22 protein-coding genes and 1 tRNA gene are annotated in these 22,295 nt (G+C 71.1%); 10 read left to right on the forward strand and 13 right to left on the reverse strand.

The window, feature by feature from the left end; translation table 11 throughout:
• From AB0I38_RS17845 to AB0I38_RS17855, 3 genes are all read left to right on the forward strand, one after another.
• A partial coding sequence (locus tag AB0I38_RS17845; protein ID WP_358468552.1) for an IS3 family transposase occupies positions 1–683 on the forward strand: 683 nt, incomplete at its 5' end.
• Between the two features lie 296 nt (positions 684–979).
• A complete protein-coding gene (locus AB0I38_RS17850) occupies positions 980–1,216 on the forward strand; it encodes a hypothetical protein (RefSeq protein ID WP_358468554.1) in 237 nt (78 codons plus the stop codon).
• Positions 1,213–1,635 (forward strand): type II toxin-antitoxin system VapC family toxin, encoded by a 423-nt coding sequence (locus AB0I38_RS17855; RefSeq protein WP_358468557.1) that lies wholly within the window; start codon positions 1,213–1,215, stop codon positions 1,633–1,635. Before AB0I38_RS17850 ends, AB0I38_RS17855 begins: the two co-directional genes overlap by 4 nt.
• A gap of 128 nt (positions 1,636–1,763) precedes the next feature.
• On the opposite strand, the gene AB0I38_RS17860 is transcribed toward AB0I38_RS17855, so the two are convergent.
• The 4 genes from AB0I38_RS17860 to AB0I38_RS17875 form a co-directional block, all read right to left on the reverse strand.
• A tRNA-Ala gene (locus AB0I38_RS17860) sits at positions 1,764–1,836 on the reverse strand.
• A gap of 15 nt (positions 1,837–1,851) precedes the next feature.
• Positions 1,852–2,580 (reverse strand): HAD-IA family hydrolase, encoded by a 729-nt coding sequence (locus AB0I38_RS17865; protein WP_358468559.1) that lies wholly within the window; start codon positions 2,578–2,580, stop codon positions 1,852–1,854.
• Between the two features lie 16 nt (positions 2,581–2,596).
• The gene (locus AB0I38_RS17870; protein WP_358056854.1) at positions 2,597–2,716 is read right to left on the reverse strand and encodes a DLW-39 family protein; all 120 of its coding nucleotides are present in this window, start codon (positions 2,714–2,716) and stop codon (positions 2,597–2,599) included.
• 218 nt (positions 2,717–2,934) lie between these two features.
• The gene (locus tag AB0I38_RS17875) at positions 2,935–4,140 is read right to left on the reverse strand and encodes an MFS transporter (RefSeq protein ID WP_358468562.1); all 1,206 of its coding nucleotides are present in this window, start codon (positions 4,138–4,140) and stop codon (positions 2,935–2,937) included.
• A gap of 98 nt (positions 4,141–4,238) precedes the next feature.
• On the opposite strand from AB0I38_RS17875, the gene AB0I38_RS17880 reads away from it, so the two are divergent.
• Positions 4,239–5,669 carry a PLP-dependent aminotransferase family protein gene (locus AB0I38_RS17880; RefSeq protein WP_358468565.1) on the forward strand — a complete coding sequence of 477 codons (1,431 nt, stop codon included), beginning with the start codon at positions 4,239–4,241 and terminating at the stop codon, positions 5,667–5,669.
• 18 nt (positions 5,670–5,687) lie between these two features.
• On the opposite strand, the gene AB0I38_RS17885 is transcribed toward AB0I38_RS17880, so the two are convergent.
• Positions 5,688–6,206 (reverse strand): universal stress protein, encoded by a 519-nt coding sequence (locus tag AB0I38_RS17885; RefSeq protein ID WP_358468567.1) that lies wholly within the window; start codon positions 6,204–6,206, stop codon positions 5,688–5,690.
• A 132-nt stretch (positions 6,207–6,338) separates the two neighbouring features.
• Complete coding sequence (locus AB0I38_RS17890) at positions 6,339–7,028, reverse strand: hypothetical protein (RefSeq protein WP_358468569.1); 690 nt, start codon at positions 7,026–7,028, stop codon at positions 6,339–6,341.
• 90 nt (positions 7,029–7,118) lie between these two features.
• Between AB0I38_RS17890 and AB0I38_RS17895 the strand changes: the two genes are divergently transcribed.
• The 4 genes from AB0I38_RS17895 (at position 7,119) to AB0I38_RS17910 (ending at position 11,166) form a co-directional block, all read left to right on the forward strand.
• Positions 7,119–8,525 (forward strand): amidase, encoded by a 1,407-nt coding sequence (locus AB0I38_RS17895; RefSeq protein WP_358468571.1) that lies wholly within the window; start codon positions 7,119–7,121, stop codon positions 8,523–8,525.
• 152 nt (positions 8,526–8,677) lie between these two features.
• Entirely contained in the window at positions 8,678–9,301 is a 624-nt protein-coding gene (locus tag AB0I38_RS17900; protein ID WP_358468574.1) for an MFS transporter, read from the forward strand.
• A 66-nt stretch (positions 9,302–9,367) separates the two neighbouring features.
• On the forward strand, positions 9,368–9,895 hold the full coding sequence (locus tag AB0I38_RS17905) for a copper chaperone PCu(A)C (RefSeq protein ID WP_358468577.1): 528 nt from the start codon (positions 9,368–9,370) through the stop codon (positions 9,893–9,895).
• Complete coding sequence (locus AB0I38_RS17910) at positions 9,895–11,166, forward strand: Dyp-type peroxidase (protein ID WP_358468580.1); 1,272 nt, start codon at positions 9,895–9,897, stop codon at positions 11,164–11,166. Before AB0I38_RS17905 ends, AB0I38_RS17910 begins: the two co-directional genes overlap by 1 nt.
• Here AB0I38_RS17910 and AB0I38_RS17915 read toward each other — a convergent pair.
• The 5 genes from AB0I38_RS17915 to AB0I38_RS17935 all read right to left on the reverse strand — a co-directional run bounded on the left by AB0I38_RS17915 (position 11,163) and on the right by AB0I38_RS17935 (position 17,235).
• A complete protein-coding gene (locus tag AB0I38_RS17915) occupies positions 11,163–11,654 on the reverse strand; it encodes an MSMEG_6728 family protein (RefSeq protein ID WP_358468583.1) in 492 nt (163 codons plus the stop codon). The two genes, AB0I38_RS17910 and AB0I38_RS17915, sit on opposite strands and share 4 nt — an antisense overlap.
• A gap of 280 nt (positions 11,655–11,934) precedes the next feature.
• On the reverse strand, positions 11,935–13,767 hold the full coding sequence (locus AB0I38_RS17920; protein WP_358468586.1) for an IucA/IucC family protein: 1,833 nt from the start codon (positions 13,765–13,767) through the stop codon (positions 11,935–11,937).
• Entirely contained in the window at positions 13,764–14,453 is a 690-nt protein-coding gene (locus AB0I38_RS17925) for a GNAT family N-acetyltransferase (RefSeq protein ID WP_358468589.1), read from the reverse strand. The genes AB0I38_RS17920 and AB0I38_RS17925 overlap by 4 nt, the downstream gene beginning before the upstream one ends.
• Positions 14,450–15,748 (reverse strand): lysine N(6)-hydroxylase/L-ornithine N(5)-oxygenase family protein, encoded by a 1,299-nt coding sequence (locus AB0I38_RS17930; protein ID WP_358468592.1) that lies wholly within the window; start codon positions 15,746–15,748, stop codon positions 14,450–14,452. The genes AB0I38_RS17925 and AB0I38_RS17930 overlap by 4 nt, the downstream gene beginning before the upstream one ends.
• A gap of 20 nt (positions 15,749–15,768) precedes the next feature.
• Entirely contained in the window at positions 15,769–17,235 is a 1,467-nt protein-coding gene (locus AB0I38_RS17935) for a pyridoxal phosphate-dependent decarboxylase family protein (RefSeq protein WP_358469171.1), read from the reverse strand.
• Positions 17,236–17,560: 325 nt separating this feature from the next.
• Here AB0I38_RS17935 and AB0I38_RS17940 point away from each other — a divergent pair, with 325 nt between their 5' ends.
• Positions 17,561–19,747, forward strand: a complete 2,187-nt coding sequence (locus AB0I38_RS17940; RefSeq protein WP_358468595.1) for a penicillin acylase family protein — start codon at positions 17,561–17,563, stop codon at positions 19,745–19,747.
• Positions 19,737–20,321: a GNAT family N-acetyltransferase gene (locus AB0I38_RS17945; protein WP_358468598.1), complete on the forward strand. Its 585-nt coding sequence runs from the start codon at positions 19,737–19,739 to the stop codon at positions 20,319–20,321. The genes AB0I38_RS17940 and AB0I38_RS17945 overlap by 11 nt, the downstream gene beginning before the upstream one ends.
• Before the next feature lie 139 nt (positions 20,322–20,460).
• Here AB0I38_RS17945 and AB0I38_RS17950 read toward each other — a convergent pair whose 3' ends face one another.
• Both AB0I38_RS17950 and AB0I38_RS17955 read right to left on the reverse strand, forming a co-directional pair.
• Positions 20,461–20,676 (reverse strand): DUF1918 domain-containing protein, encoded by a 216-nt coding sequence (locus tag AB0I38_RS17950; protein WP_189122456.1) that lies wholly within the window; start codon positions 20,674–20,676, stop codon positions 20,461–20,463.
• 172 nt (positions 20,677–20,848) lie between these two features.
• Complete coding sequence (locus tag AB0I38_RS17955) at positions 20,849–22,162, reverse strand: aminotransferase class V-fold PLP-dependent enzyme (RefSeq protein WP_358468601.1); 1,314 nt, start codon at positions 22,160–22,162, stop codon at positions 20,849–20,851.
• Positions 22,163–22,295: the final 133 nt, after the last annotated feature.

Here is a 22,295-nt window from a genome sequence, read left to right on the forward strand (position 1 = left end):
GGCGGGTGCACGCCGCCTTGGCCCGCCGCGGCGAGCACTGCTCGGCCGAGCTGGTGCGCGCCCTGATGCGCGAGCAGGGCCTCATCCCGGCCCAGATACGGGCGTTCCGGCCGGTCACCACCGTCCAGGGCGACTACCGCGGCATCCCCGACCTGGCCGGCCGCGACTTCACCGCCGAACGTCCGGGCATCAAGCTGGTCGGCGACATCACCTACGTCCGCACCTGGGAGGGCTTCCTCTACCTGGCCACGGTGATCGACTGCCACAGCAAGGCGGTGCTGGGCTGGGCGATGGCCGACCACTACCGCACCGAGCTGGTCAAGGACGCGATCCGGATGGCCGCCGGCACCGGCCTGCTCCAGCCCGGCGCCGTGTTCCACACCGACCGCGGCTCCAACTACACCAGCGAGGAGTTCGGCCGCTTCCTCACCGGCCTGCACATCCGCCGATCGGTCGGCCGCACCGGGGTCTGCTACGACAACGCGATGGCCGAGTCGTTCTTTTCCGCGATCAAGAACGAGTGGCTGCACCGCTTCGTCTTCACCACCCGAGCCAAGGCCAGACGGCAGGTCATCCGCTACATCGAAGGGTTCTACAACCACCGGCGCCTGCACTCGGCGCTCGGCTACCGGCCACCCCTGGAAGTACTCAATGAGTCCCTCTCAACCCAAACAGCCGCATAGGCTACGCCCATAAGACGGCTGTCCGGAATCTCCGTGGCCCCTCACCTGGACGTTCGACTCGCCGTGCGTACCCGTGAGTGACCGCTGTTGACCCCTCTTAATGGCCCGCTAATGGCCCGGCGATCATCATGTACCTGCGGCTCACTAGCTCGTGATCCACCAGTGGCGACAGAAGGAAGATCACGCTGACGCCGTTCTTGCACGGCAGGGAATCGGGGACATCCGGCTGGTGAGCTCCGGACCGATGGTGGCTACCAACCTCTTGTCGTCGGCGATCGCGTCGTAAACTCGACAGCATGACGGCACCGCAGGAAGAGTACGAAGATCTTCACCGGCTGGTCGACCAGCTTCGGCCAGATCAGGTCCGTGAAGAGCGTGCGCGACTGCTCCGGCTAGTCCACTCGCGCATCGAGGAACCTGAACTGAGTTCCGATGGCCTGCCAACCCTCTTCGGCGCCTTCCAAGCGGGTCGTAGCGACGCCTCGGAACGGGTGGAAGAAATCCTCGCGGAGGACTACGGTCACGAAGCGTGATCGTAGTCGACACCGGCCCGCTCGTGGCCGCGACCTTTCGGGACGACAAGAACCACAAGCGTTGCGTGCAGGAGTTCGCGCGGCTCCACCACGCCGATCGGCCGCTGCTCGTCCCCAGCTTCATCGCCGGTGAGAGCTGCTACATGATCGGCAAGCTTGGCGGTGCGAAGGCGGAGGCGGCGTTCCTCCGGCTGCTTGAGTCGGGCTGGTTTCGGCTCGTCGATCTCACCGAGGCGGATCTTTCGAGAATCGCGGTCCTCGTCGAGCGGTACCACGATCTTCCCCTGGGCGCCGCCGATGCCTCAGTAGTGGCCGTGGCGGAACGGATGCGGGTCACCGAAGTGATGACGATCGATGTCCGGGACTTCTCCGTGGTCCGCCCGGCGCACGTCCCCGCGCTCACCCTGCTCCCTCGGTAGGCGAAACCGACCCGCACGGCGCACGCTGGCCACGCTTCAAGGCCCATGACGACGCCACCTACTGGCTGCTATGACCGCCAAAAACACGAACACCTCGTCCCTTGAACAGGAACGAGGCGCTGTGGAGGTGGAGCCTAGCGGATTCGAACCGCTGACATCCTGCTTGCAAAGCAGGCGCTCTGCCAGCTGAGCTAAGGCCCCTTCGACGAAGATAGCTTACCGGGCTGGCGCCGGTATGTGGTGCGGGCCCAGGTCGTCGCTGAGGATCAGGCCGGGGAAGTCGGCGATCGAGTCGAGGATGTGGGTGGCGCCGCCCTTCTGGAGGCGTTCGCGACTGTGGACGCCGGTCATGACGCCGGCCACGACGGAGGCGCCGGCTCGGCGGCCGCTGAGCATGTCGCTCTCGGCGTCGCCCACGACGGCCACCTGGCGTACGTCGTCGATGCCGAGCTGGAGGACGGCGTGCAGGATCATGTCGGGCCAGGGGCGGCCGCGGCCGCCCGCGTCTTCGGGGGAGATGGCCAGGTCGATCTTGTCGTCCCAGCTGAGGACGCTCAGGACGCGGCCCAGGGTGGCGCGGCTGAAGCCGGTGATGACGGCGAGCTTGACGCCGGAGCCACGGATTTTCTCGAGGACTTCGAGTACGCCGGGCATGGGGACGAGCCCCGCCCGTTCGACGGTGCCCTCGTACGATCGCTCGAACGTGAGGTTGGCGGCCTGGGCCTGGGCCTCGTTGTCGGGGAAGATCCCCCGGAAGACATCGATCTTGGGACAGCCCCGGGACCGGTGCACGTGAACCATGGCTCGTGCGTACGCTCCGGTCCCGGGCACTATGCCCTGCGTGGCTATCGCCTCGGCGAAAGCGCGCTCGACCATGGCGATGTCACCGACTGTTGTGCCGGCCAAATCCAGGCACGCCAGCTTGATGGGGACGACGTCACTCATCGCCTCGCCAGGTCGGTTAGTTCTCGCTGCCGGTGGCCTCGGTCCAGAGATCGAGCTCGGCGCGGTCGGCCTGCACTTTGCGCCAGACCAGCAGCCCCCCAAGGGCGATCAGCGCCAGAACGAGCAGCTTCTTCACGGTGTGACCCCACTTCTTCGACGGTCTCACCTGCCGGGGTGAGACCCAACGGTTGACAGCAGCCTAGCAAGGGATGGCTGCGGTCCTGTGTCGCGCACGAACCAGATGTATCGGATGTGCGAGGTTGGACCAGGCTGTCCCGGGTGGGACCGGCCCTGACCCGTCCTATCTTGGACAACACTCGGATCATGCCAAACAATCGCGGCTCGGGTCGAACCCTACTCGGGGGATGCGGGCTGTGCGCTGGTGTCGGTACGGGTTCTGGATCGTTCGGCCCATCTGACGGCGGGGGCCATGGCAAGGCCCGCCACCAGGAATCCGGCGCCGACCACGAGCCATCCGGCGGCGCCCCAGCCCATCACGACCGTGGTGAGGACGACCGGGCCGAGCATCCTGGCCATGGCCACGCTGGTACCGAAGAAGCCCTGGTATTCACCGTGCTTGTCGTCGGGGGCCAGCGCGAAGCTGATCTCCCAGGCGCCGGCGGCCTGCAGCATCTCGCCGAGGACCTGGAGCGCCATCGCGATCAGCAGAACGGCCGCGGCGAGCCAGGCCGAGGAGCCGGTGGCCGACAGGGCGAACACCATGCAGGCCGCGAGCATGACCAGCCCGGCGTGGCGTACGGATCTGGAGGCGTCCGGCAGGCCCTGGACGCGGCGGGCGACGCGGACCTGGAAGAGCAGGACTCCGGCCGTGTTGATCACGAGCAGGACGGAGACCAGCCAGGTCGGCACCGAGGTGCGCTGGGCGATCCACAGCGGGACGACCAGGCTGAGCAGTGGCATGTAGAAGAGCATGACCGTGTTGATCAGCGTGACCAGCGCGTACGGCCGGTCGCGCAGCACGGCCAGTCGGCGGCGGGACGGCACGGCCGGCACGGCGGGCAGCCGGAGCAGCGCGAGCGCGGCGGCCAGGAAGCCGGCGGCGTCCAGGAGGAACAGGGTCAGGTACGCCTCGCGCGTGTCGAGGTGGAGGGCGAGGCCGCCCAGGGCTGCGCCGACGGCGAGGCCCCCGTTCAGGGTCGCCTGGAGGACGGCCCGCACCTCGGTCCGTTTGGCGGGTTCGATCAGGCCGGCGAGCAGGGCCTGGCGGACGGCCGACAGCCCGGTCTGAGCGGTGCCGTACAGGCAGGCGACGAGTACGAAGACCGCGAAGGACCGGACGAGGACGAACGACGCGACGGCCGTGGCGGTGGTGACGGCGAGCAGGACGGCGACGCCGCGGGGGCCGTGCCGGTCGGCCAGGCGGCCGATCGGGATGCCGGCGAGCGCGCCGACGGCCCAGCCCAGGGTGAGGCCGAAGCCGATCTGGGTGGGGGTCAGGCCGATGATCCTGGCGAAGTACAGCGCCGAGGTGACCAGGTAGGCGCCGTCGCCGATGGAGTTCGCCAGCTGTGCCAGGGCCAGCACTCGCCTGGGCGACATGTCAGACCTTGTGCGAACCGGCGGTGTCATGCGGCGAATCTACGGACGAACTTGTCCCGATATAAGCTCCAATTTCTGGTCAAGTGATTGGGCCAAACATGGACGTGCACGTGACCCTGTCCGGGCGCGGTGACTTGGCCGCTCAGGTCTACCGGCAGCTGCTGGAGGCGATCCTCGACGGGCGGCTCAGGTCGGGCGAGCGGCTGCCGCCGACGCGGGAACTGGCGCGGCGGCTGGAGATCTCGCGCAACACGGTGGCCGTGGCCTACGACCGGCTGGTGGCCGACGGGTTCCTGGTGGGACGGGCGGGCGCGGGGACGTTCGTCTCGGCGGAGCCGGTGCGGAGCCGGGCCGCGCCGAAGGGGGTCGTCCGGCCGCGGGCGGTATGGGAGACGATCCCGCCGTTCAGCCCGATGGCGCCGGCGACGTACGACTTCCGGGTGGGGGTGCCGGATCCGCGGCTGTTCCCGATCGAGAGCTGGCGCCGGTTGATGGCCCACGAGTCGCGCGCGAGCACCGCCGGATACGGGGATCCGGCGGGGCACGAGGGGCTGCGGGAGGCCATCTCCCGGCATATCGGGATCAGCCGGTCGGTGCGAGCGGGTGCCGGCGACGTGCTCATCACGAACGGCGCCCAGCAGGCGCTCGACCTCGTCGGGCGGGTTCTCATCGAGCCGGGCGCCTGCGTGGCCGTGGAGGAGCCCGGCTACCCGCCCGCGCGGCTGCTGTTCCGCTCGCTCGGCGCGCGGGTCGCCGGAGTGCCCGTGGACGGCGAGGGCATCGACGTCTCGGCCATCCCGAGCGCGGCGCGGCTGGTGTACGTGACGCCGTCGCACCAGTTCCCGCTCGGTACGCCCATGTCACTGGCCCGCCGGGCGGCGCTGCTGGCCTGGGCGGAGCGGCGGCAGGCGGTGGTGATCGAGGACGACTACGACAGTGAGTTCCGCTTCGGCGACCGTCCGCTGGAGCCGCTGCAGAGCCTGGACCGGGCGGGCCGGGTGATCTACGTCGGCTCGTTCTCCAAGACGCTGCTGCCGACGCTCCGTCTGGGCTTCCTGGTCGCGCCCGCCTCGCTCGGCCCCGCGCTGCGCGCGGCCCGGCGGCTGACCGACTGGCACGGGACGCTGCCCGTCCAGGCGACACTGGCCAGGTTCATCGATGAGGGGCTACTGGCCCGGCACATCAGGAAGGCGACCCGTGAATACGCCGCCAGGCACGCGCTGATCGCCGACGCGCTGAGCCGGGACGACCGGCTCCGCCTGGTGCCGTCGGTCGCGGGCCTGCACCTCTGCGCCCGCTTCGCCCCGGGCGTGTCGGTACGGCCCGCGCCCGACCTGGCGGTGGAGCAGCTCGACGCCTACCGGGGCGAGACCGCGGCGCAGCCCGGTCTGGTGCTGGGCTACGGCGCGATCGGGCAGCAGGCCATCCCGGAAGGGCTGCGGCTGCTCGGCCGGTCGCTGATCCCGGAGGGGGTCGCTCGCCCGGTCGCTGATCCAGGAGGGGTCGCTCGGCCGGTCGCTGATCCCTGAGGGTCGCTCGGCCGGTCGCTAAATGTCTCTCCGGCTCCAGAACCTCTTGGCCCGCTCGCCTGACAGCTCGGGCTCGTCGGGCGGCGAGGGCTGCTGCACGATGACCACCGTGGTCCTCGCGTGGCGCGCGCAGTACATGCTGGTCGAGGGCAGGAACATCCGGCTGAACAGTCCCCGGCGGCTGCGGCCGAGGACCAGCAGGTCGCCCTCGCGGGCGAGGTCGACGAGGTGGTAGCCGGGGTCACCGACCCTGCCGGCCACGACCGTGGTCAGGTCGTCGGGCATTCCGCCGGCCACGTCGTCGAACACGCTCCCGACCAGCTCGGCGCACCTGGCCTCCTCGCCGGCCCTGATGGTGTTCTGCATGGGCAGCGCCTCAGGGAACGGATGCACCGGAGCCCGGCTCACGTGCACGGCGACGAGGGCCATCCGGTGCAGCCTGGCCGCGCCGATGGCCCAGGCCAGGGCCCACCGCGAGGCAGGGGTCTCGTCCACCCCGACGATCAGCCTCGCTCCGCCGGGCAGGTCATGATCCACGGCGACTCCTTGGTGAGGTACTCGACCATAGTGCGCCCGGCCGCCGGTTACCTAAAGGTGGCAATTTGCGAACTTTCGGGCCCTTTACAAAAGGGGCATCGCGGTGCGGCGCGCGCAGCGTTACGCCTTGTTTCACGCCAGTGCCAGCAGGCCCTCGAACAGCACCTTGAGCTCCAGGTCGTCCAGCACGTGGTATGGCTGCGCGGCCCGGCGGTTGGTGTCGTCCTCTATCTCGTCGCGCAACGGGCCCGCGCAGAGATCGACGATTCCGGCGGCCGTGAGCCCGGCCGCGTGCCAGGCGGCGGCGTGGGCGTCGGCCCGGTGGTAGCGGAGCGCGGCGAGGCGGTTGAACAGCAGCACGCCCGCGGGGGTGCCGTCCGGCTCGTACGGCGGGGTCACGGCCGCGAAGGCGCCGCCCGGGGCACGTTCGGCCGTGTCGAGAACCCTGCCCGCGAGGTCGGCGAGCGTCACCAGGTCGTAGGTCGCCCAGATGCGCCGGGTGGCGGCGGCGTGGGCGGCGTAGAGGCCGTCGATCGCGGCGAGCGCGGCGGGCGTGGGGTGCAGGAGCCCCTCGCCGTCCTCGGTCAGGGTGCCCTGCCGCAGGTGGTCGCGGATCTCGGCGTCCAGGTCGGCGGCGTTGCCGTACCGGTAGACGGCGGCGAGCGCGTCGCGGGTCAGGGGGCCGAGTGGGAGGCGGTAGCGCAGGTCCATGAGGAGCCCGCCGGTCCCGGCGCCCGCTGAGGCGTGGACGTTGATGTGCACCGCGTTGATGACCGGGGCGATGGTCGCGGCATACGTCGACAGGTCACGAAATTTCGGCATTGCGCGTCATTATGCCGTGACTCGCGTTACCCGCCCCAGTCGTACGAAAAAGAGGTGGAATTCGGTGAATCAGGGTCGGATGCTGGGGCGGTGAACCTCAACGAGTACACCGGTTACGACGCCGTCGGCCTGAGCGAGCTGATCAGGACCGGTAAGGTGACCGCCGCCGAGGTCGAGACCGTCGCCCGCGAGGCCCTGGCGGCCGCGAACGCACAGGTGAACGGGCTCACGTTGCCGATTTTCTCCCCCGCCCTCTCCCACGCGGACGACGGGCCCTTCACCGGGGTGCCGTTCCTGATCAAGGACCACGGGCCGGTCGCCGAGGGCGTGCCGTTCTCGATCGGCAGCCGGGCGCTGCCGCACGTCGTGGCCGATCACGACACCGATCTGATGCGCCGGTTCAGGGCCGCCGGGCTGGTCACGCTCGGCCAGACCACCTGCCCCGAGCTGGCGCTGAGCCTCACCACCGAGAGCATCAGGTACGGGGCCACCCGCAACCCGTGGGACCTGGAGCGCACCGCCGGCGGGTCGAGCGGCGGAGCAGCCGCGCTGGTCGCGGCCGGGGCGGTGCCGGTGGCCCACGGCAGCGACGGAGCCGGGTCGATCCGGGTGCCCGCCTCCTGCTGCGGCGTCGTGGGGCTCAAGCCGAGCCGGGGCCGCGTCACGGCGGGGCCCGACATGGGCGAGCTGATGTTCGGCATGGCGTACGAGTTCGCGCTGACCCGGACCGTGCGTGACGCGGCGCACCTGCTCGACGCCGTGCACGGGCCCGGCGTGGGCGACAAGTACACCGCGCCGCCGCCCCTGCGTCCGTACGCGGACGAGGTGGGCGCCGACCCTGGCCGGCTGCGGGTCGCGCTGACCACGCGGAGCTGGTCCGGCTCGGCCGTGGATCCCGAGGTGGCCGGAGCCGCCGTCCACGTGGCGCAGGTGCTGGAGGAGATGGGGCACCACGTCGCGGAGGCCGGTCCCGAGGTGTCCTGGGAGGACGCCATCCGCGCCCTGGAGACGGAGGCCATGGCCATCGCCTCCGCCCTGCTGCTCTCTCCACGCGAGCCCGATCCGGCCCTGATGGAAGCGGTCAGCAGGAAGGTTCTGGAGCTGACACGGCAGGCTCGCGCCCTCGACCTGGTCACCGGGTTCCACTCGCAGAATCTGGTGAGCCGCTCGGTCGCCCGCTTCTTCACCGGCCACGACCTGCTCGTCACGCCGACGCTCGGCCGGTTGCCCCTGGCCCACGGGGTTCTGAACTACGACGACCCGGATATCACCTTCCGGCAGTGGCTGGACCGGCTCATGGAGTTCAGCCCGTTCACCGCGGTGTTCAACGCCACCGGGCAGCCGGCGATCAGCCTGCCGCTCGGCCGGAGCGAGAGCGGGCTGCCGATCGGGGTGCAGCTCGTGGCCGGGTACGGCCGTGAGGATCTGCTCTTCCGGGTGGCCGCGCGGCTGGAGCAGGCCCTCCCCTGGCCGCTCTGCGGTCTCATCAAGGACTGACCTGTCCCGAACGGGCCGGCCGTCCAGTATGGGCGGGACGGGCCGATCCGGGGCGGACCGCCGATTCGGAGGGCGGCCGATCCGGGGCGGACCGCCGATCCGGGGGCGGCCGATCCGGGGGCGAGCATCGTGCGTGTCATGATGGCCGCGAGATGTCCGCCTCGCTGCCCTTCCGCCTCGCGCGCACCTCGGCGTTCGCCGTGGTGTGCCTCGGGTTGAGTGTGGTGGCCCACACCTTCGGCGGGGGCGGCGTCACGCCGCCGGCCATGGCGGGGGCGCTGGCGCTGGCGTTCGCCGCGGCCTATCCGCTGTCCGGGCGGGAGCGGACGCTGCGCTCGATTCTGCCGCTGCTCGGCGCGTTGCAGGCCGTCATGCACGTCGGCTTCTCGCTCGCCTTCTCGGTCACCGGAGACGGCTCGCCGATCGTGGCTCACGCCCCTGCGGGGTCGGTGCCGGGGGTCGGCATGCTGGCGCACGGGGGGCTGGTGCCAGAAGTCGGCATGCTGGCGCACGGGGGGCTGGTGCCGGGGGTCGGCATGCTGGTGGCGCACGGGTGGGCGATCGGGCTGACCGCCCTGTGGCTGGCGCGCGGCGAGGCCCTGTTCTGGGCGGTGCTGCGCCGGCTGGCCGGACGCCTGCTCGCCGTGCTCCTGCCGCCCGCCCCGTGGACTCCTTTCCTCTCTCCCCGTACGGCCGAGCCGCCGGTGCTGCGCTCGGCCGTGCTGCGGCATGTGGTGAGCCGGCGGGGTCCGCCGGTGGTCGTCGATTCCCTCTGACATTTCGTCATTTCGACCACCACGCCCGGCGCGGCCTGCCGTACCGGGTGGAGAAAGGCATTTCTCGTGTTCCCTCGTCATGTCCTGGCTTTCGGCTGCCTGCTCGCCCTGACCGCGTGCGGGGTCCAGCAGAGTTCCACCCCCGCGGCCGGTGCTCCGGCTCAGGTCACCGCCCAAGCCACAGCTCCGGCGGGTGCGGGGCTTTCCATCACCGATCCCTGGGTGAAGACGACCAAGAAGGGGATGACGGCCGCGTTCGGGGTGCTGGTCAACGACTCCGACACCGAGGTGACGGTCGTCTCCGCCACCTCGTCGCTGTCGCCCACGGTCGAGCTGCACGAGGTCGTGGAGTCCGGCGGCAAGATGGTCATGCGGGCCAAGGAGGGCGGCTTCGTCGTCCCCGCCCACGGCACCCACCCGCTCGAACCCGGTGGTGACCACATCATGCTGATGGGCGTCACCGAGGAGGTGAAGCCGGGCGCTCGCATCCCGTTCACGCTCACGGTCAAGGACGGGCAGCCGCTGGAGTTCACCGCCGTCGGCAAGGACTTCGCCGGGGGCAAGGAGGACTACCAACCGGGCATGGATCACTGATGGCGGCCGGAATCAGCCGGCGCGGGCTGCTGACCGGTGGCGCGGCCGTCGCCGGTGGCGCCGCCATGACCGTCCTGGCCACGGCGGCGGCTCAGGAGGCCGGACCGGCCGGCGGCGTCCCGGCCGCCTCGGGGACCTCGGGGACCTCGGGGACCTCGGGGACCTCGGGGACCTCGGGGACCTCGGCGACCTCGGGCGGGTCAGGCGTGTCGGGCGCGTCAGCTGTCGACGCATCGGCCGTGGAGCCGTTTCACGGACGCCACCAGGCCGGGGTGGCCACGACGCCGCAGGCGCATGCCGTGTTCGTCGCGTTCGACCTGCGGCCGGGGACCGGCAAGGAGGCGGTCGTACGCCTGATGCACCTGCTGACCGACGACGCCCGCCGCCTCACCCAGGGGCGGCCGGCGCTCGCCGACACCGAGCCCGAGCTGGCCGTGGCGCCCGCCCGGCTGACCGTCACGTTCGGGTTCGGCCCGGGGCTGTTCGCCGCCGCGAAGACGACGTCACCCCTGGCGCCGCTGCCGTCGTTCACCACCGACAAGCTGGACAAGCGGTGGGGCGGCGGCGACCTGCTGGTGCAGATCTGCGCCGACGACCCGATCACCGTCTCCCACGCGCTGCGGATGATCGTCAAGGACGCGCGGTCCTTCACCCGGGTCCGCTGGACCCAGCGTGGTTTCCGGCGCAGCGCCCACGCGCAGGCGCCGGGCACCACCCAGCGCAACCTGATGGGCCAGCTCGACGGCACGGTCAACCCCACCGATCTCGACCGGGCCGTATGGATCACCGACGGGCCGCTGCGCGGCGGAACAACGCTGGTGCTGCGCCGCATCCGGATGAATCTGGAGTCATGGGACGCCGCCGACCGGGTGGCCAGGGAGTTCACGATCGGCCGCCGCCTCGACACGGGCGCTCCGCTGACCGGCCGGGCCGAGCACGACGAGCCCGACTTCGCCCGGCTCAACCGGCTCGGCTTCCCGGTCATTTCGGAGTACGCCCACATCCGGCGGGCCCGTACGGAGGATCCCGGGTCGCGCATCCTGCGCCGGCCGTACAACTACGACGAGGGGTTGACCGAGGCCGGTACGTCCGACTCCGGGCTGATCTTCGCCTCCTACCAGGCGGACATCGGCCGCCAGTTCGTCCCGGTGCAGCGCCGGCTGGCGGAGGGCGATCTGCTCAACGAGTGGGTCACCACGATCGGCTCGGCGGTGTTCGCCATCCCGCCGGGATGCGGGCCGGACGGGTGGATCGGAGACCGGTTGCTCTAGGCGAAGCCGCCGGGGAGGTAGGCCGGCGGGCGGTCGGAGGAGGGCCAGACGTAGTCGAGGTCGTCCGGCTCGGGGCCGAAGATGGGGCCGTAGAAGTCGGGGGCCTTGCGCAGGAGGGCGGAGCGGTGGCTGCGGTGCAGGCCGTCGTCGCCGAGCCAGGGCGGCAGCTCGCCGGCCGCTTCGAGCTGCGGCTGGGTGCGGACGCCCGCCCTGCCGCAGTGGTGGGCCAGCTCGCGCGTCAGCGTGTCGGCGCAGGTGTCGCTGCGGCCGGTGGAGCACCAGTGGTGGCACATCTCGAGGCCGTAGCGCACCAGGCCCTCCTCGTAGCCCGCCCACATGCGCACCGCCGGATGATTTCGCCAGCCGTAGCCGGGGACGGTGAGCGCCCGCAGGATCTGCAGGGCCTCAACGCGCTGTTTGCCGAGCCGCAGCGGGTCGAGCACCTGAGCGGTCAGCGCGAAGTCCGGATAGGGAAGAAAGGTTTGCATGGACCCCCTCGCTCACGATCACGCTTCCTACCGCTCCTTCCGCAGGTCAGGGCGGTCGAAACGTGCTGCCCGCGCGGCGGCCGGGTGGCTGGGCCGCGCCCTCAGCGGGTGGGGCCGTTGAAGGCCCAGACGCTGAGACCTGCTCGTAGAACGCCGACGCGGCCTCCCCACGGGCGGTCATGAGCTCGCCACTCCGCCCGGGAGTGTGCGCCGTGCCTTCCCGTCGCGTGGTAGAGCAGCAGCGCCGTGAGGCAGCCGCCGGCCAGGACCGCCGCCGCGATCACCGTTCGGTGGCGAATCGGGCGATCGGGTTCGCCAGGTCTCCGACCAGCTGGAGCGCAGCCGACGGGTCGGCCAGGTCAACCATCTGCTGGTTGTCGCGCAGCTGCAGCCGGTTGAGGCAGGACAGCGCGAACGTCTCGGCGAACAGGTCGTAGCGCTCGAACCTCCCGGCCAGGTGCGGGACCGACGCCTGGTAGTCGGCGGCGCACTCGGCCACGGTCCGCCAGAAGGTCTGCTCGTCGAGCACGCCGTCGACGGCCAGGGCGTCGCTCAGGAAGCGGAAGAAGCAGTCGAAGACGTCAGTGAAGATCGACAGCAGCTTCATGTGCTCCGGAACCTCCGCGCGGACGCGGTCCACGCCTGGCGGCAGCGGCGCGTCCGGGTCCATCACCACGATCTCCTCGGCAATGTCCTTGAAGATCGCTCGTTCCACCGTCCCGCCGTCGAGGACCAGGATGACGTTCTCGCCGTGCGGCATGAACGCCAGGTCGTAGGCGTAGAAGCTGTGCAGCAGCGGGGTGAGGTAGGCGTCGAGATAGCGCCGCAGCCACACCTCGGGTGCCAGGCCCGACCGCTCGACCAGCGCGCCCGCGAAGGACCGGCCCTCGTGGTCGACGTGCAGGAGGGAGGCCATGGTGGCCGGCCGCCGACCCGGCTCCAGGCCCGGCACCGGGCTCTCCCGCCACAGTGCCGCGAGCATCTTGCGGTACGGCGAGTACCTGTCGGTCGCGGCCTCGTACTGCCGGTGGCGGTAGCCGACGGCGGCCCGTTCGCGCAGGATCGTCAGCCGGGTCGCCCGCAGGACCTCGTCGCCGGCGACGACCCCGGCCAGCCAGTCGTTGATCGCCGGCGTTGCCTCCATGTACGCCGCCGACAAACCCCGCATGAAGCCCATGTTCAGCACCGACAGCGCGGTCTTCACGTAGTGCCTGGACGGGACGGTGGTGTTGAAGAAGGTGCGGATCGACTGCTGGGCTAGGTACTCGTCGTCGCCGGAGCCCAGGCAGACCAGGCGCCGCTCGGCGACCTCGGCGGCGAAGGTCACCGACAGTTTGTTCCACCACTGCCAGGGATGGACCGGGATGAGCAGATGGTCGGACAGGTCGAGCCCCAGCTCGGCCAGGGTGGCGGCGAAGCGGCCGAGCGCCTGCTCGCCCAGCTCGTCGCGCATGAGGCGGTCGTAGTCGATGTCGGCCGAGCAGGTGAAGGTGGCGTGGTCGCGGTGCGCGGCCAGCCAGATGAGCCGCACCGGGCTCGCGACCTCGGGCGCGTACGCGTGATACTCGTGCACGCCGTAGCCGATCCGGCCGTTGTTGGCCACGAAGCACGGGTGGCCTTCGGTCATGCCGGTCTCGATCTCCTGGAAGGAGGCCTTGGCCAGCTCGGCCGCGCCGACCTGCGGCTTGGTGAGCTTGTAGGCGGCGCTGGACAGGGTGGAGCCGATCTCCTCCAGGTAGACCGGGAGGATCCGGTCGCTCAGGCCGAGCGTGCCGCGCAGCTCGACGCAGAACTCGATCGCGTCCAGCGGGAGCTCGGTCCCTGTCTCGGCCTCGGTCCCGCTCTTGGTCCCGGTCTCTCCGGCGGCCTGGACGCGGTGCCGGGTGATGCTGCCGGCGTCGATCCGCCAGTGGTCGAGCGGCAGAAGCGTGGCGGCGAACCGGTACTCGACCGTGCCGTCGTCGCTGCGGACGGCGTACCGGCCGCCGGAGATCGGCTCCGGAGTGAGCAGCCGCTCGTGGGCGAACTCGGACAGCGCCTTGCGGACCAGATGGCGGTTGGCGCGGGCCCAGGTGCCGGGCGTCAGATGGGCGACGGCCTCACGGGGGTTCACGCGGTCACTCCTCGGGGGGTGAATTCGGGGACGGACTTGAGGGCGGCCTTGGGGGCGGACTCGGAGACGGACTCGGAGACGGACTCGGAGACGGACATGGGGGCGGACTCGGGGGCGGGCTCGGTGGCGGCGCGGAACCGGTCACGGGTGCAGACGCTGAGCAGCGCCTCCTTCTCCGGTTTGGCGACGGGGCCGACCACCTCGAACCCGACGGCCGCGTTGAGCGCGTGGACCGCCGTGTTGCGGACGTCGGGCTCGACCACGACGCGGCGGCAGGCCGGGTCGCTGAAGAGCAGCTCCATGACGGTGGTGATCACGGCCAGGGTGAAGCCGTGGACCGGGGTGTCCGCCGGCGCGCACAGGAAGTGCATGCCGACGTCGCCCTCCTCGGCGTCGTACAGGCCGGCGAGCTCGACGTGCGCCGGGTCGTAGCGTTCGACCAGGAAGGCGGGCCGGCCGTCGACCAGCCCGAGGAACGCGTCGTGGTGCGGATGCGCCTCGATCCGGCGGTACTCGGCGACGACCCGCGCCAGGTCGGCGTCCTGCATCATCCAGAACGCCGCCTTGGGGTGCGTCACCCAGCCGTGCAACCGCTCGGCGTCGGTGTCGTCGGTGTCGAGGTCGAGCGGGCGCACCGCCAGCTCCCCGACCCGCTCGTCCGTGCGGGTGAAGACGATCTCGCTCATACGATGACGCCCTCCGGCGCGCCGAACTCCTGGAAGGCGATGGCCTTCTCGATCGGGTAGAACTCGCGGCCGAGCAGCTCGCGGACGATCCACGAGTTGCGGTACGGGCCCATGCCGAGGTCGGGCGAGGTGACGCTGTGCGCGTGGGTGGCGCCGTTCTGCAGGAAGATGCCGCGGCCGGTGGTGTCGATGCTGTAGTTCCTGGCCACGTCGAAGCGGCCGTGTGCGTCCCAGCGGATGCGGTCGCGTACGGGCTCCAGGAAGGCGGGCACCCGGTACTTGTAGCCGGTGGCCAGGATCAGGCCGTGGGTGCGCAGCGAGAAGTCGCGCTCCTGCTCGACGTGCCGCAGCCCGAGCGTGTACTCAGCCCGGCTCTCGTCGTAGGAGGCGCCGGTCAGCGCGGTGTTGGTGAGCAGCCGGGTGGGGATCGGGCCGTCGGCGGTCTTCTGGTAGAGCAGGTTGAAGATGTCGTTGATCAGGTCGGCGTTGATGCCCTTGAACAGCCCTTTCTGCTCCTCCTCCAGCCGGTAGCGGGTGTCCTCGGGCAGCGCGTGGAAGTAGTCCACGTACTCCGGCGAGGTCATCTCCAGCGTCAGCTTGGTGTACTCCAGCGGGAAGAACCTCGGCGACCTGGTCACCCAGGTGAGCCGGTAGCCGCGGGCGTCGATGTCGCCCAGCAGGTCGTAGTAGATCTCGGCCGCGCTCTGGCCGCTGCCGACGACCGTGATGCTCTCCTTGTCCTGCAGCGCGGCCTTGGCGCCGAGATAGTCCGCGTTGTGGATGAGGTCGCCGCCGAGCCCCTGGCAGGCGTCCGGGAGGTACGGCGGGGTGCCGGTGCCGAGGACGAGGTGCCGGGCGCGGTGCTCGGTCGTCTCCCCGGTGTCCGCCCTGACCGCGCGGACCGTGTAGAGCCCGTCGGCCTCGTCGTACTCGACGGAGGTCACCTCGTGGCCGAAACGGATGCCGCGCAACCGGGCGGCGGCCCAGCGGCAGTAGGCGTTGTACTCGCTGCGCATCTGGTAGAAGATCTCGCGGATGTAGAACGGGTAGAGCCGCCCCGACTCCTTCAGGTAGTTGAGGAAGGAGTGGCGCGAGGTCGGGTCGGCCAGGGTGACGAGGTCGGCGATGAACGGCGTCTGCAGGGTGGCGGAGTCGAGCAGCATCCCCGGATGCCAGTCGAAGTCCGGCTTGCTCTCCAGGAACAGGCCGTCGAGCTCGTCGATCGGCTCGGTCAGGCAGGCGAGACCCAGGTTGTACGGGCCCAGCCCGATCGCGATGAAGTCGTGCGTGGACATACGGTTCCTCCCGTGGTGGGTCAGCCGGCCTGGCGGCAGGTTTCGAGGGGGGCTCGGTCGTCGACGTACCGTCCCGCGTGCTCGGCGATGAGGTCGACGACGTGCGCGATGTCGTCCAGCGACGTCTCCGGGTTGAGCAGGGTGAACTTCAGGTAGTGCCGGCCGTCGACCTTGGTCCCGGCGACGACGGCCGCGCCGGAGGCTGCCAGCGCCTCGCGCGCGTACAGGTTCGCGTCGTCCGCCAGTTTCCGGCCGGGTCCCTCCGGGGGGAGGTAGCGGAAGACGACGGTGCTCAGCTGCGACTTGGTGACGACCTCGAAGCGCGCGTCGGCGGCCAGCAGGTCCCAGGCGGCGGACGTACGGTCCACCACCTCGTCGAACAGCTCGCCGATCCCGTCCGGGCCCATGACGCGCAGCGTCATCCACAGCTTGAGGGCGTCGAAGCGGCGGGTGGTCTGGATGCTCTTGTCGACCTGGTTGGGGATGCGCTGCTCGGCCATGCGGACGGGGTTGAGGTAGTCGGCGTGGTAGGTCGCGTGCCGCAGCACGGCGCCGTCGCGCACCAGCAGCGCGCTCGAACTGACCGGCTGGAAGAAGGACTTGTGGAAGTCCACGGTCACCGAGTCGGCGCGCTCGATGCCGTCGAGCAGGTGCCGCCGGGTGCGCGAGACCAGCAGGCCGCAGCCGTAGGCGGCGTCCACGTGCAGCCAGGTCCCGGCCCGCGCGCAGAGGTCGGCGATCTCGGGCAGCGGGTCGATGGTGCCGAAGTCGGTGGTGCCGGCCGTGGCGACGACGGCCATCACGACGAGGCCCTCCCGGCGGCAGCGTTCCAGCTCACGGGCCAGAGCGGCGGGCGGCATCCGGCGGTCCGGGCCGGTCTCCACCGTGATGACGGCGTCCGGGCCGAGGCCGAGAAGTTTGGCCGATTTCTGCACGCTGAAGTGGCCCGCCTCGGAGGCGATGACGCGCAGCCGGGGCAGCAGGGTCTGCCTGCCCGGCGGCATCGCCGGGCCGGCCGCCGCGAACGCGCACGCCTCCTCGCGGGCCAGGAGCAGGGCCTGGAGGTTGGACTGGGTGCCGCCGCTGGTGAAGACGCCGTCCGCCTGGTGGCCGAACCCTACGCGCCCGGCCGTCCAGTCGATCAGGCGGCGCTCGATCAGCGTGCCGCCGGCGCTCTGGTCCCAGGTGTCGAGCGAGGAGTTGACCGCCGTGAGGACGGCCTCGCCGAGCAGGGCCGGGATGACGACGGGACAGTTGAGGTGGGCCAGGTAGCGGGGGTGGTGGAAGTAGACCGCGTCGCGCAGGTAGACGTCCTCCAGCTCGTCGAGGGCGGCGGAGGGGTCGTGCAGGGGGCGGTCCAGGTCGATCGCGGAGATCTCCGGGGCGAGCAGCGAGGGGGAGATCCCGCTGAACGGCCGGTCGGCGCCGGCGATCCGGGTGGCCACCCGGTCGATCCCGGCGGCCAGCGCCTGCCGGTAGTGGTCCATGGTCGCGTGGTTGAACAGGTGGAGCCTCGCGCCTGCCGGTTCGGACACGGCGGCTGCCGATGGGACATCGACGGGGTGTCCCCAAAAAGTCATGGTCAGTCCTCAACAGTCACGGACGTTGTAGTTAGGTTAGGCTAACCTAACTTAGGGCTGATCTTGGCTCCCCAACGACCCCCACCCAACGGCTTGGCGGCTCAGGCAAGGGGCGCCGTGTGGGCAATATGAACCTTTTGTACTGGTAAAACTTAGGTTAACCTAACCTAAGTATCTGTCCAGAGGGTAGATCGTTATTTAGGTTAGCTTTACCTTACGTAGCGAGGACTGTGTGAGCATCGAGGTCTTCCGGGACTCCTGGGGCATCCCGCACCTCCGCGCCGGCGACTCCCGGGAGCTCGCCCACGCCCAGGGGCGCGACGCCGCCCTGGACCGGGCCTGGCAGATCGAGGTCGAACGGCACCGCTCGACCGGCGCCACCGCCGCCTTCCTCGGCCCCGACGCCGTCGGCTGGGACCGCTTCGCCCGGCAGGTCCGCCTCGACGACACCGCCCGCCGCTGCTACCACGCCCTCGACGACGACACCGCCGCCTGGGTGCGGAGCTACGTCGACGGGGTCAACGCCGGTCTCGGCGACGGGTCGTCTCGGGCGCCGGAGTTCGCCGCGACCGGCCTCGCTCCCGGCCGGTGGGAGCCCTGGACCCCGCTGGCCGTGTGGCTGTCGCACCACATCCTGTTCGCCGGGTTCCCCGCGAAGCTGTGGCGCGAGGCGGTCGCCCAGCGGCTCGGCGCGGACGCGATCGGGCTCTTCGCCACCGACGGGCCCGGCACCTCCGGGAGCAACGGCTGGCTCGTGCCCGGCGACCGCACCGCCTCCGGGGCCGCCCTCCTGGCCGGCGACCCCCACCGGTTCATCGAGGAGCCGGGCATCTACCAGCAGATCCACCTGTCCTGCCCCGAGTACGACGTGGTGGGGCTGGCCGTGCCCGGGGTCCCCGGCATCGCCCACTTCGGGCACACCGGCACCGTCGCCTGGGCGATCACCAACGCCATGGCCGACTACCAGGACCTCTACCGCGAACGGCTCCGCCGCCGGGGTGAGGTGGTCGAGGCGTACGGCCCCGGCGGCTGGGAGCCGGCCTCGGCTCACCTGGAGAGCGTCGAGGTGGCCGGCCGGGACCCGGTCGAGGTCGAGGTGATCGAGACCGCCCGCGGCCCGGTCATCCTCACCGGCGGTTTCGCGTGGGCCGCTGACGGCGCGACCTCGAACGGCGCCGCGCTGGACGGACCCGCGCTGGACGGACCCGCGCTGGACGGACCCCCGCTGGAATGGGTCGCGTCGGACCAGGGCGCGTCGGACCAGGGCGGGGGTCAGGAGGCGGCGGTCAGTCTGCGGTATCCGCCCCGGGTACGGGCTGATCTGGGGTTCGAGGCGTTGCCCAGGCTGCTGCGGGCCAGGACCGTGGACGACGTGGACCGGGCGTTCGACCGGTGGGCCGAACCCGTCAACGTCGTGCTGGCCGCCGACACGCACGGCGGCCTGCTGCACCGCGTGGCGGGCGCGGTGCCGATCCGGCACCCGGCGAACGGCACGCGCGTCGTCCCGGCCTGGGATCGGGAGCACGAGTGGCGGGGCTGGCACGACCCGATGCCCCGCGCGCCGGTCGGCGGCCTCGCGGTGATGGCGAACGAGCGGGGCCCGTCGGAGCCCCTGGGCGTCGAGTTCGCGCCGCCGCACCGCGCCGGCCGGATCCGCGAGCTGCTGGAGGCGGCCCCGGCCTGGTCCGCCGGGGACATGGCGGCCGTCCACACCGACACCTTCCTGGCCTCCGCCGCTTCCCTGCTGGACCTGCTGGCCATGCTCGACGGCCTCACCCCCGAGGCCGCGCGCCTGCGTGACCGGCTGCTCAGCTGGGACAGGCGCATGGACGCCGCCCGCACCGACGTCACGGCCTACGCGGCGGTGCGTTCGGCCGTGGTCCGCCGGCTGGCGGCCCACCCGGCGCTGGCCGCCCTGGCCGAGCCCGCGCCGTGCCCCGAGATCTTTCTGCCGTGGCTCGCGCTGCTCCCGAGGGTGGCGTACGCGATGGAGACCTTGCTGACCACCGACCGGCTGCCCGGCCTCGACCAGGCCGAGCTGGTCCGGGCGGCCGTCGAGGAGGTGGCGGCGGCCGGAGGGACGTGGGTGGCGTGGGGCGAGGCGCACCGGCTCGCGCCCTGGCGGGCACTGCCCGGCCCGGCGTCCGACGAGTGGCACGGAGCGGGCGGCGACCACGACTGCGTGCTGGCCACGTCCAGTGTTCCGGGGCTCACCGATCACTTCGCGCGCGGGCCGGCGGCGCGCTACGTCTGGGACCTGGCGAGGCGCGACGACAGCCTGTGGGTGGTCCCGTCCGGCGCCTCCGGCGTGCCCGGCGACGCCCACGACCGCGATCAGCTACCGCTGTGGCTGCGCGGGGAGCTCGTGCCCGTGATCACCGACTGGAACCGACTCACCGAGGAGCGGCATGACCCCTGACTTCCCCACCCGTGAGGCCGTGCACGAGCAGGTGATCGACGGCTTCGGCACGGTCCGGGTCGTCCCGCTGGACCCGGCGGCCGACCTCGACGTGATCTATCCCTGGGTCACCCAGGAACGGGCCAGGTTCTGGGGCATGCTCGACGCCACCCGTGAGCGGGTGCTGGAGTTGTACGAGTTCGTGGGCACGCTCGACAGCCATCACGCCTTCCTGCTGCACCGGGACGACCGGCCGGTGGCGCTCTTCCAGAGCTACGACCCCGAGTTCGACCCGGTCGGCGAGTGCTACGAGGTGCGGCCCGGCGACTACGGCATCCACCTGATGATCGGGCCGGTCGTGGGGGAGCCGGAGCCCGGTTTCACCGGCGCCCTGCTGACCGCGTTCCTCACGTACGTGCTCGCCGACCCGAGCCGCAGGCGGATCGTGGCCGAACCCGACGCGCGCAACGACAAGGCGATCGCCCGCCTGGTGCGGGCCGGCTTCGAGCCCGGCCCCGAGATCGACCTGCCCGGGAAGCGGGCCCGTCTCGTCTTCCTCAGCAGGGAGACGTTCGAGCAGCCGCACCGGCGTTGACCGGGTCGGCCGCGGTCACCAGGACGCGCGCGAGGCTCGTCGAGCCGGGCCGACGGTGTGCACCACGACCTCGCGCCTCGCCACCGGGTGGCGAGGCGCGGTCAGGCCGAGGTGGCCGCCCTCGTCGCGCGGGCGGGGCTCACCAGGACGGGAGTGTCGACTCCCGGTCTTCCTTGGTCATCAGGTGGGCGTCGGGCCCCGGGAACACAAGGGTCTCGTGGCCGGTGTCCAGCCAGTGCACCACGTACGGCGGAGATCCGTCAGGGTGACGCAGCTCCGTGATCACGCCTACGCGCCGGTGCTCGTCGTGGTAGGTGCCCTCGACGACCAGCCGGTCTCCAATCGCTGCCTTCATCTCGGTCTCCTCTCGTCGACCGCGGTGTTCGTTGGCCGGTGACGACGGTGGAGCAGGCCCGCAGTACGGTTACCCGTCCCGTTCTCTGATTATCGTCCCTTTTGCACCCGTTCGTCATACCCGCCGAGGCGAAGCCTGACCCACTCTCCCGGAGCGGATTCAGGGTCGAGCGCTACCTCACCGACATGCGGACGGCCACGTCGCGCAACGCCACGACGAGCCGGTCCACCTGTTCCGCGGAGGTGAACAGCGCCGGAGTCACCCGGACGCAGTCTCCCCTGGTCACACCGCCGCGCCGGACGGTGAAGACGCGGTAACGGCTCATCAGCTGGTCGGCGATGGCCACGTTGTCGGCCTCGCTGGTGCGCCCGCGCAGCCGGAACGCGGTGATGGTGCCGTACATCGACGGGTCCTCGGGCGTGAGGATCTCCAGGCCGGGGAGGTCCAGCACCTGGTGCACCCAGCGGTCGCGCAGGTAGCGCAGGCGGGCCTGCTTGACCTGGGCGCCCAGGGCGTCGTGGAAGTCGAGGGCCGTGGGGACGGTGAGGATCGGGGCGACGTTCATGGTGCCGGAGTGGACCCGGGAGCGGATGTCGGTGACCGGGTACGTCTCGTCGGCGAAGACGGAGTCGACGTCGGCCAGGCGGTCCTTGCGGATGTAGAGGAATCCGGCCCCCAGGGGGACGCCCATCCACTTGTGCAGCGAGAATCCGGCGAACTCGGCGTCCAGATCGGCGATGGTGAAGTCGAGGTGCCCCCAGGAGTGGGCGGCGTCGACGATGACGTCGACGCCGTGGCCACGGGCCATCGTGACGATCTCCTTGACCGGCGTGACGAGGCCGGTGCGGTTGTTCATGTGCGACAGCAGCAGCAGCCTGACCTTCGGATGGTCGCGCAGGGCCCGCTCGTAGGCGTCCAGCACGGCCTGCCGGGTCGCCGGCTCGGGGATGGCGAACCTCTCGACCGTCGCCCCGTGGCGCCCGGCCAGCCAGTTCATCGCGTACTGCGTGCTGTGGTAGTCGAGGTCGGCGTACATCACCGCGTCGCCGGGCCGCAGCCCGCGATAACCGGCGATCAGGTTCTGCAGGGCCTCGGTGCCGCCGCGGGTCAGCGCGATCTCCTCCGCCGTGACGCCCAGCATGGTGGCGATGCGCCGCCTGATCTGGTCGGCCTCGCTCTTGTACGTGGTGCGCAGGAGGTGGGAGTTCTCCTCGTTCAGCCGGTCGACGTTGCGGAGGTAGGCGTGTCGCACCGGCTCGGGCATGATCCCGTAGTAGCCGTTCTCCAGGTTGACGAACTCCGCGCTCACCCGGAACCTCGCCGCCACCTCCCGCCACACGGCCTCGTCGCGGGCCACCAGCTCGGGATCGGCGACCGGAAGGCGCGGCGGCCCGGCGACGGCGGTGGCGGTGGCCCGCCTGCCCGAGGGGCCGAGGGCGAGCAGCGCGCCGGCTCCGGTCACCATCGCGCGCCTGGACAGGGTCATCGAGTCTCCCAACGGATCGGCGGCGTACGGCCGGGCGGGCATCGCGAGGGGGCTTTTCAGTGTGGTCACAACGGCCCGCTGATCCGGGGCAATCGGCAGGCTCCGGGCGTGGCGTCCTCCCAAGCACCGCCAC

Origin of the sequence: Nonomuraea cavernae (assembly GCF_040655715.1) — a bacterium.
GTDB classification, from domain to species: Bacteria; Actinomycetota; Actinomycetes; order Streptosporangiales; family Streptosporangiaceae; genus Nonomuraea; species Nonomuraea cavernae_A.

Coding starts and splice junctions, on each gene's coding strand:
- AB0I38_RS17930 (WP_358468592.1), bottom strand. CDS start 15,748: ATGTCCACGCACGACTTCATCGCGATCGGGCTGGGCCCGTACAACCTG.
- AB0I38_RS17850 (WP_358468554.1), top strand. CDS start 980: ATGACGGCACCGCAGGAAGAGTACGAAGATCTTCACCGGCTGGTCGAC.
- AB0I38_RS17890 (WP_358468569.1), bottom strand. CDS start 7,028: ATGCCGAAATTTCGTGACCTGTCGACGTATGCCGCGACCATCGCCCCG.
- AB0I38_RS17955 (WP_358468601.1), bottom strand. CDS start 22,162: ATGACCCTGTCCAGGCGCGCGATGGTGACCGGAGCCGGCGCGCTGCTC.
- AB0I38_RS17945 (WP_358468598.1), top strand. CDS start 19,737: ATGACCCCTGACTTCCCCACCCGTGAGGCCGTGCACGAGCAGGTGATC.
- AB0I38_RS17900 (WP_358468574.1), top strand. CDS start 8,678: ATGTCCGCCTCGCTGCCCTTCCGCCTCGCGCGCACCTCGGCGTTCGCC.
- AB0I38_RS17880 (WP_358468565.1), top strand. CDS start 4,239: ATGGACGTGCACGTGACCCTGTCCGGGCGCGGTGACTTGGCCGCTCAG.
- AB0I38_RS17865 (WP_358468559.1), bottom strand. CDS start 2,580: ATGAGTGACGTCGTCCCCATCAAGCTGGCGTGCCTGGATTTGGCCGGC.
- AB0I38_RS17950 (WP_189122456.1), bottom strand. CDS start 20,676: ATGAAGGCAGCGATTGGAGACCGGCTGGTCGTCGAGGGCACCTACCAC.
- AB0I38_RS17925 (WP_358468589.1), bottom strand. CDS start 14,453: ATGAGCGAGATCGTCTTCACCCGCACGGACGAGCGGGTCGGGGAGCTG.
- AB0I38_RS17915 (WP_358468583.1), bottom strand. CDS start 11,654: ATGCAAACCTTTCTTCCCTATCCGGACTTCGCGCTGACCGCTCAGGTG.
- AB0I38_RS17935 (WP_358469171.1), bottom strand. CDS start 17,235: ATGGACCACTACCGGCAGGCGCTGGCCGCCGGGATCGACCGGGTGGCC.
- AB0I38_RS17875 (WP_358468562.1), bottom strand. CDS start 4,140: ATGTCGCCCAGGCGAGTGCTGGCCCTGGCACAGCTGGCGAACTCCATC.
- AB0I38_RS17910 (WP_358468580.1), top strand. CDS start 9,895: ATGGCGGCCGGAATCAGCCGGCGCGGGCTGCTGACCGGTGGCGCGGCC.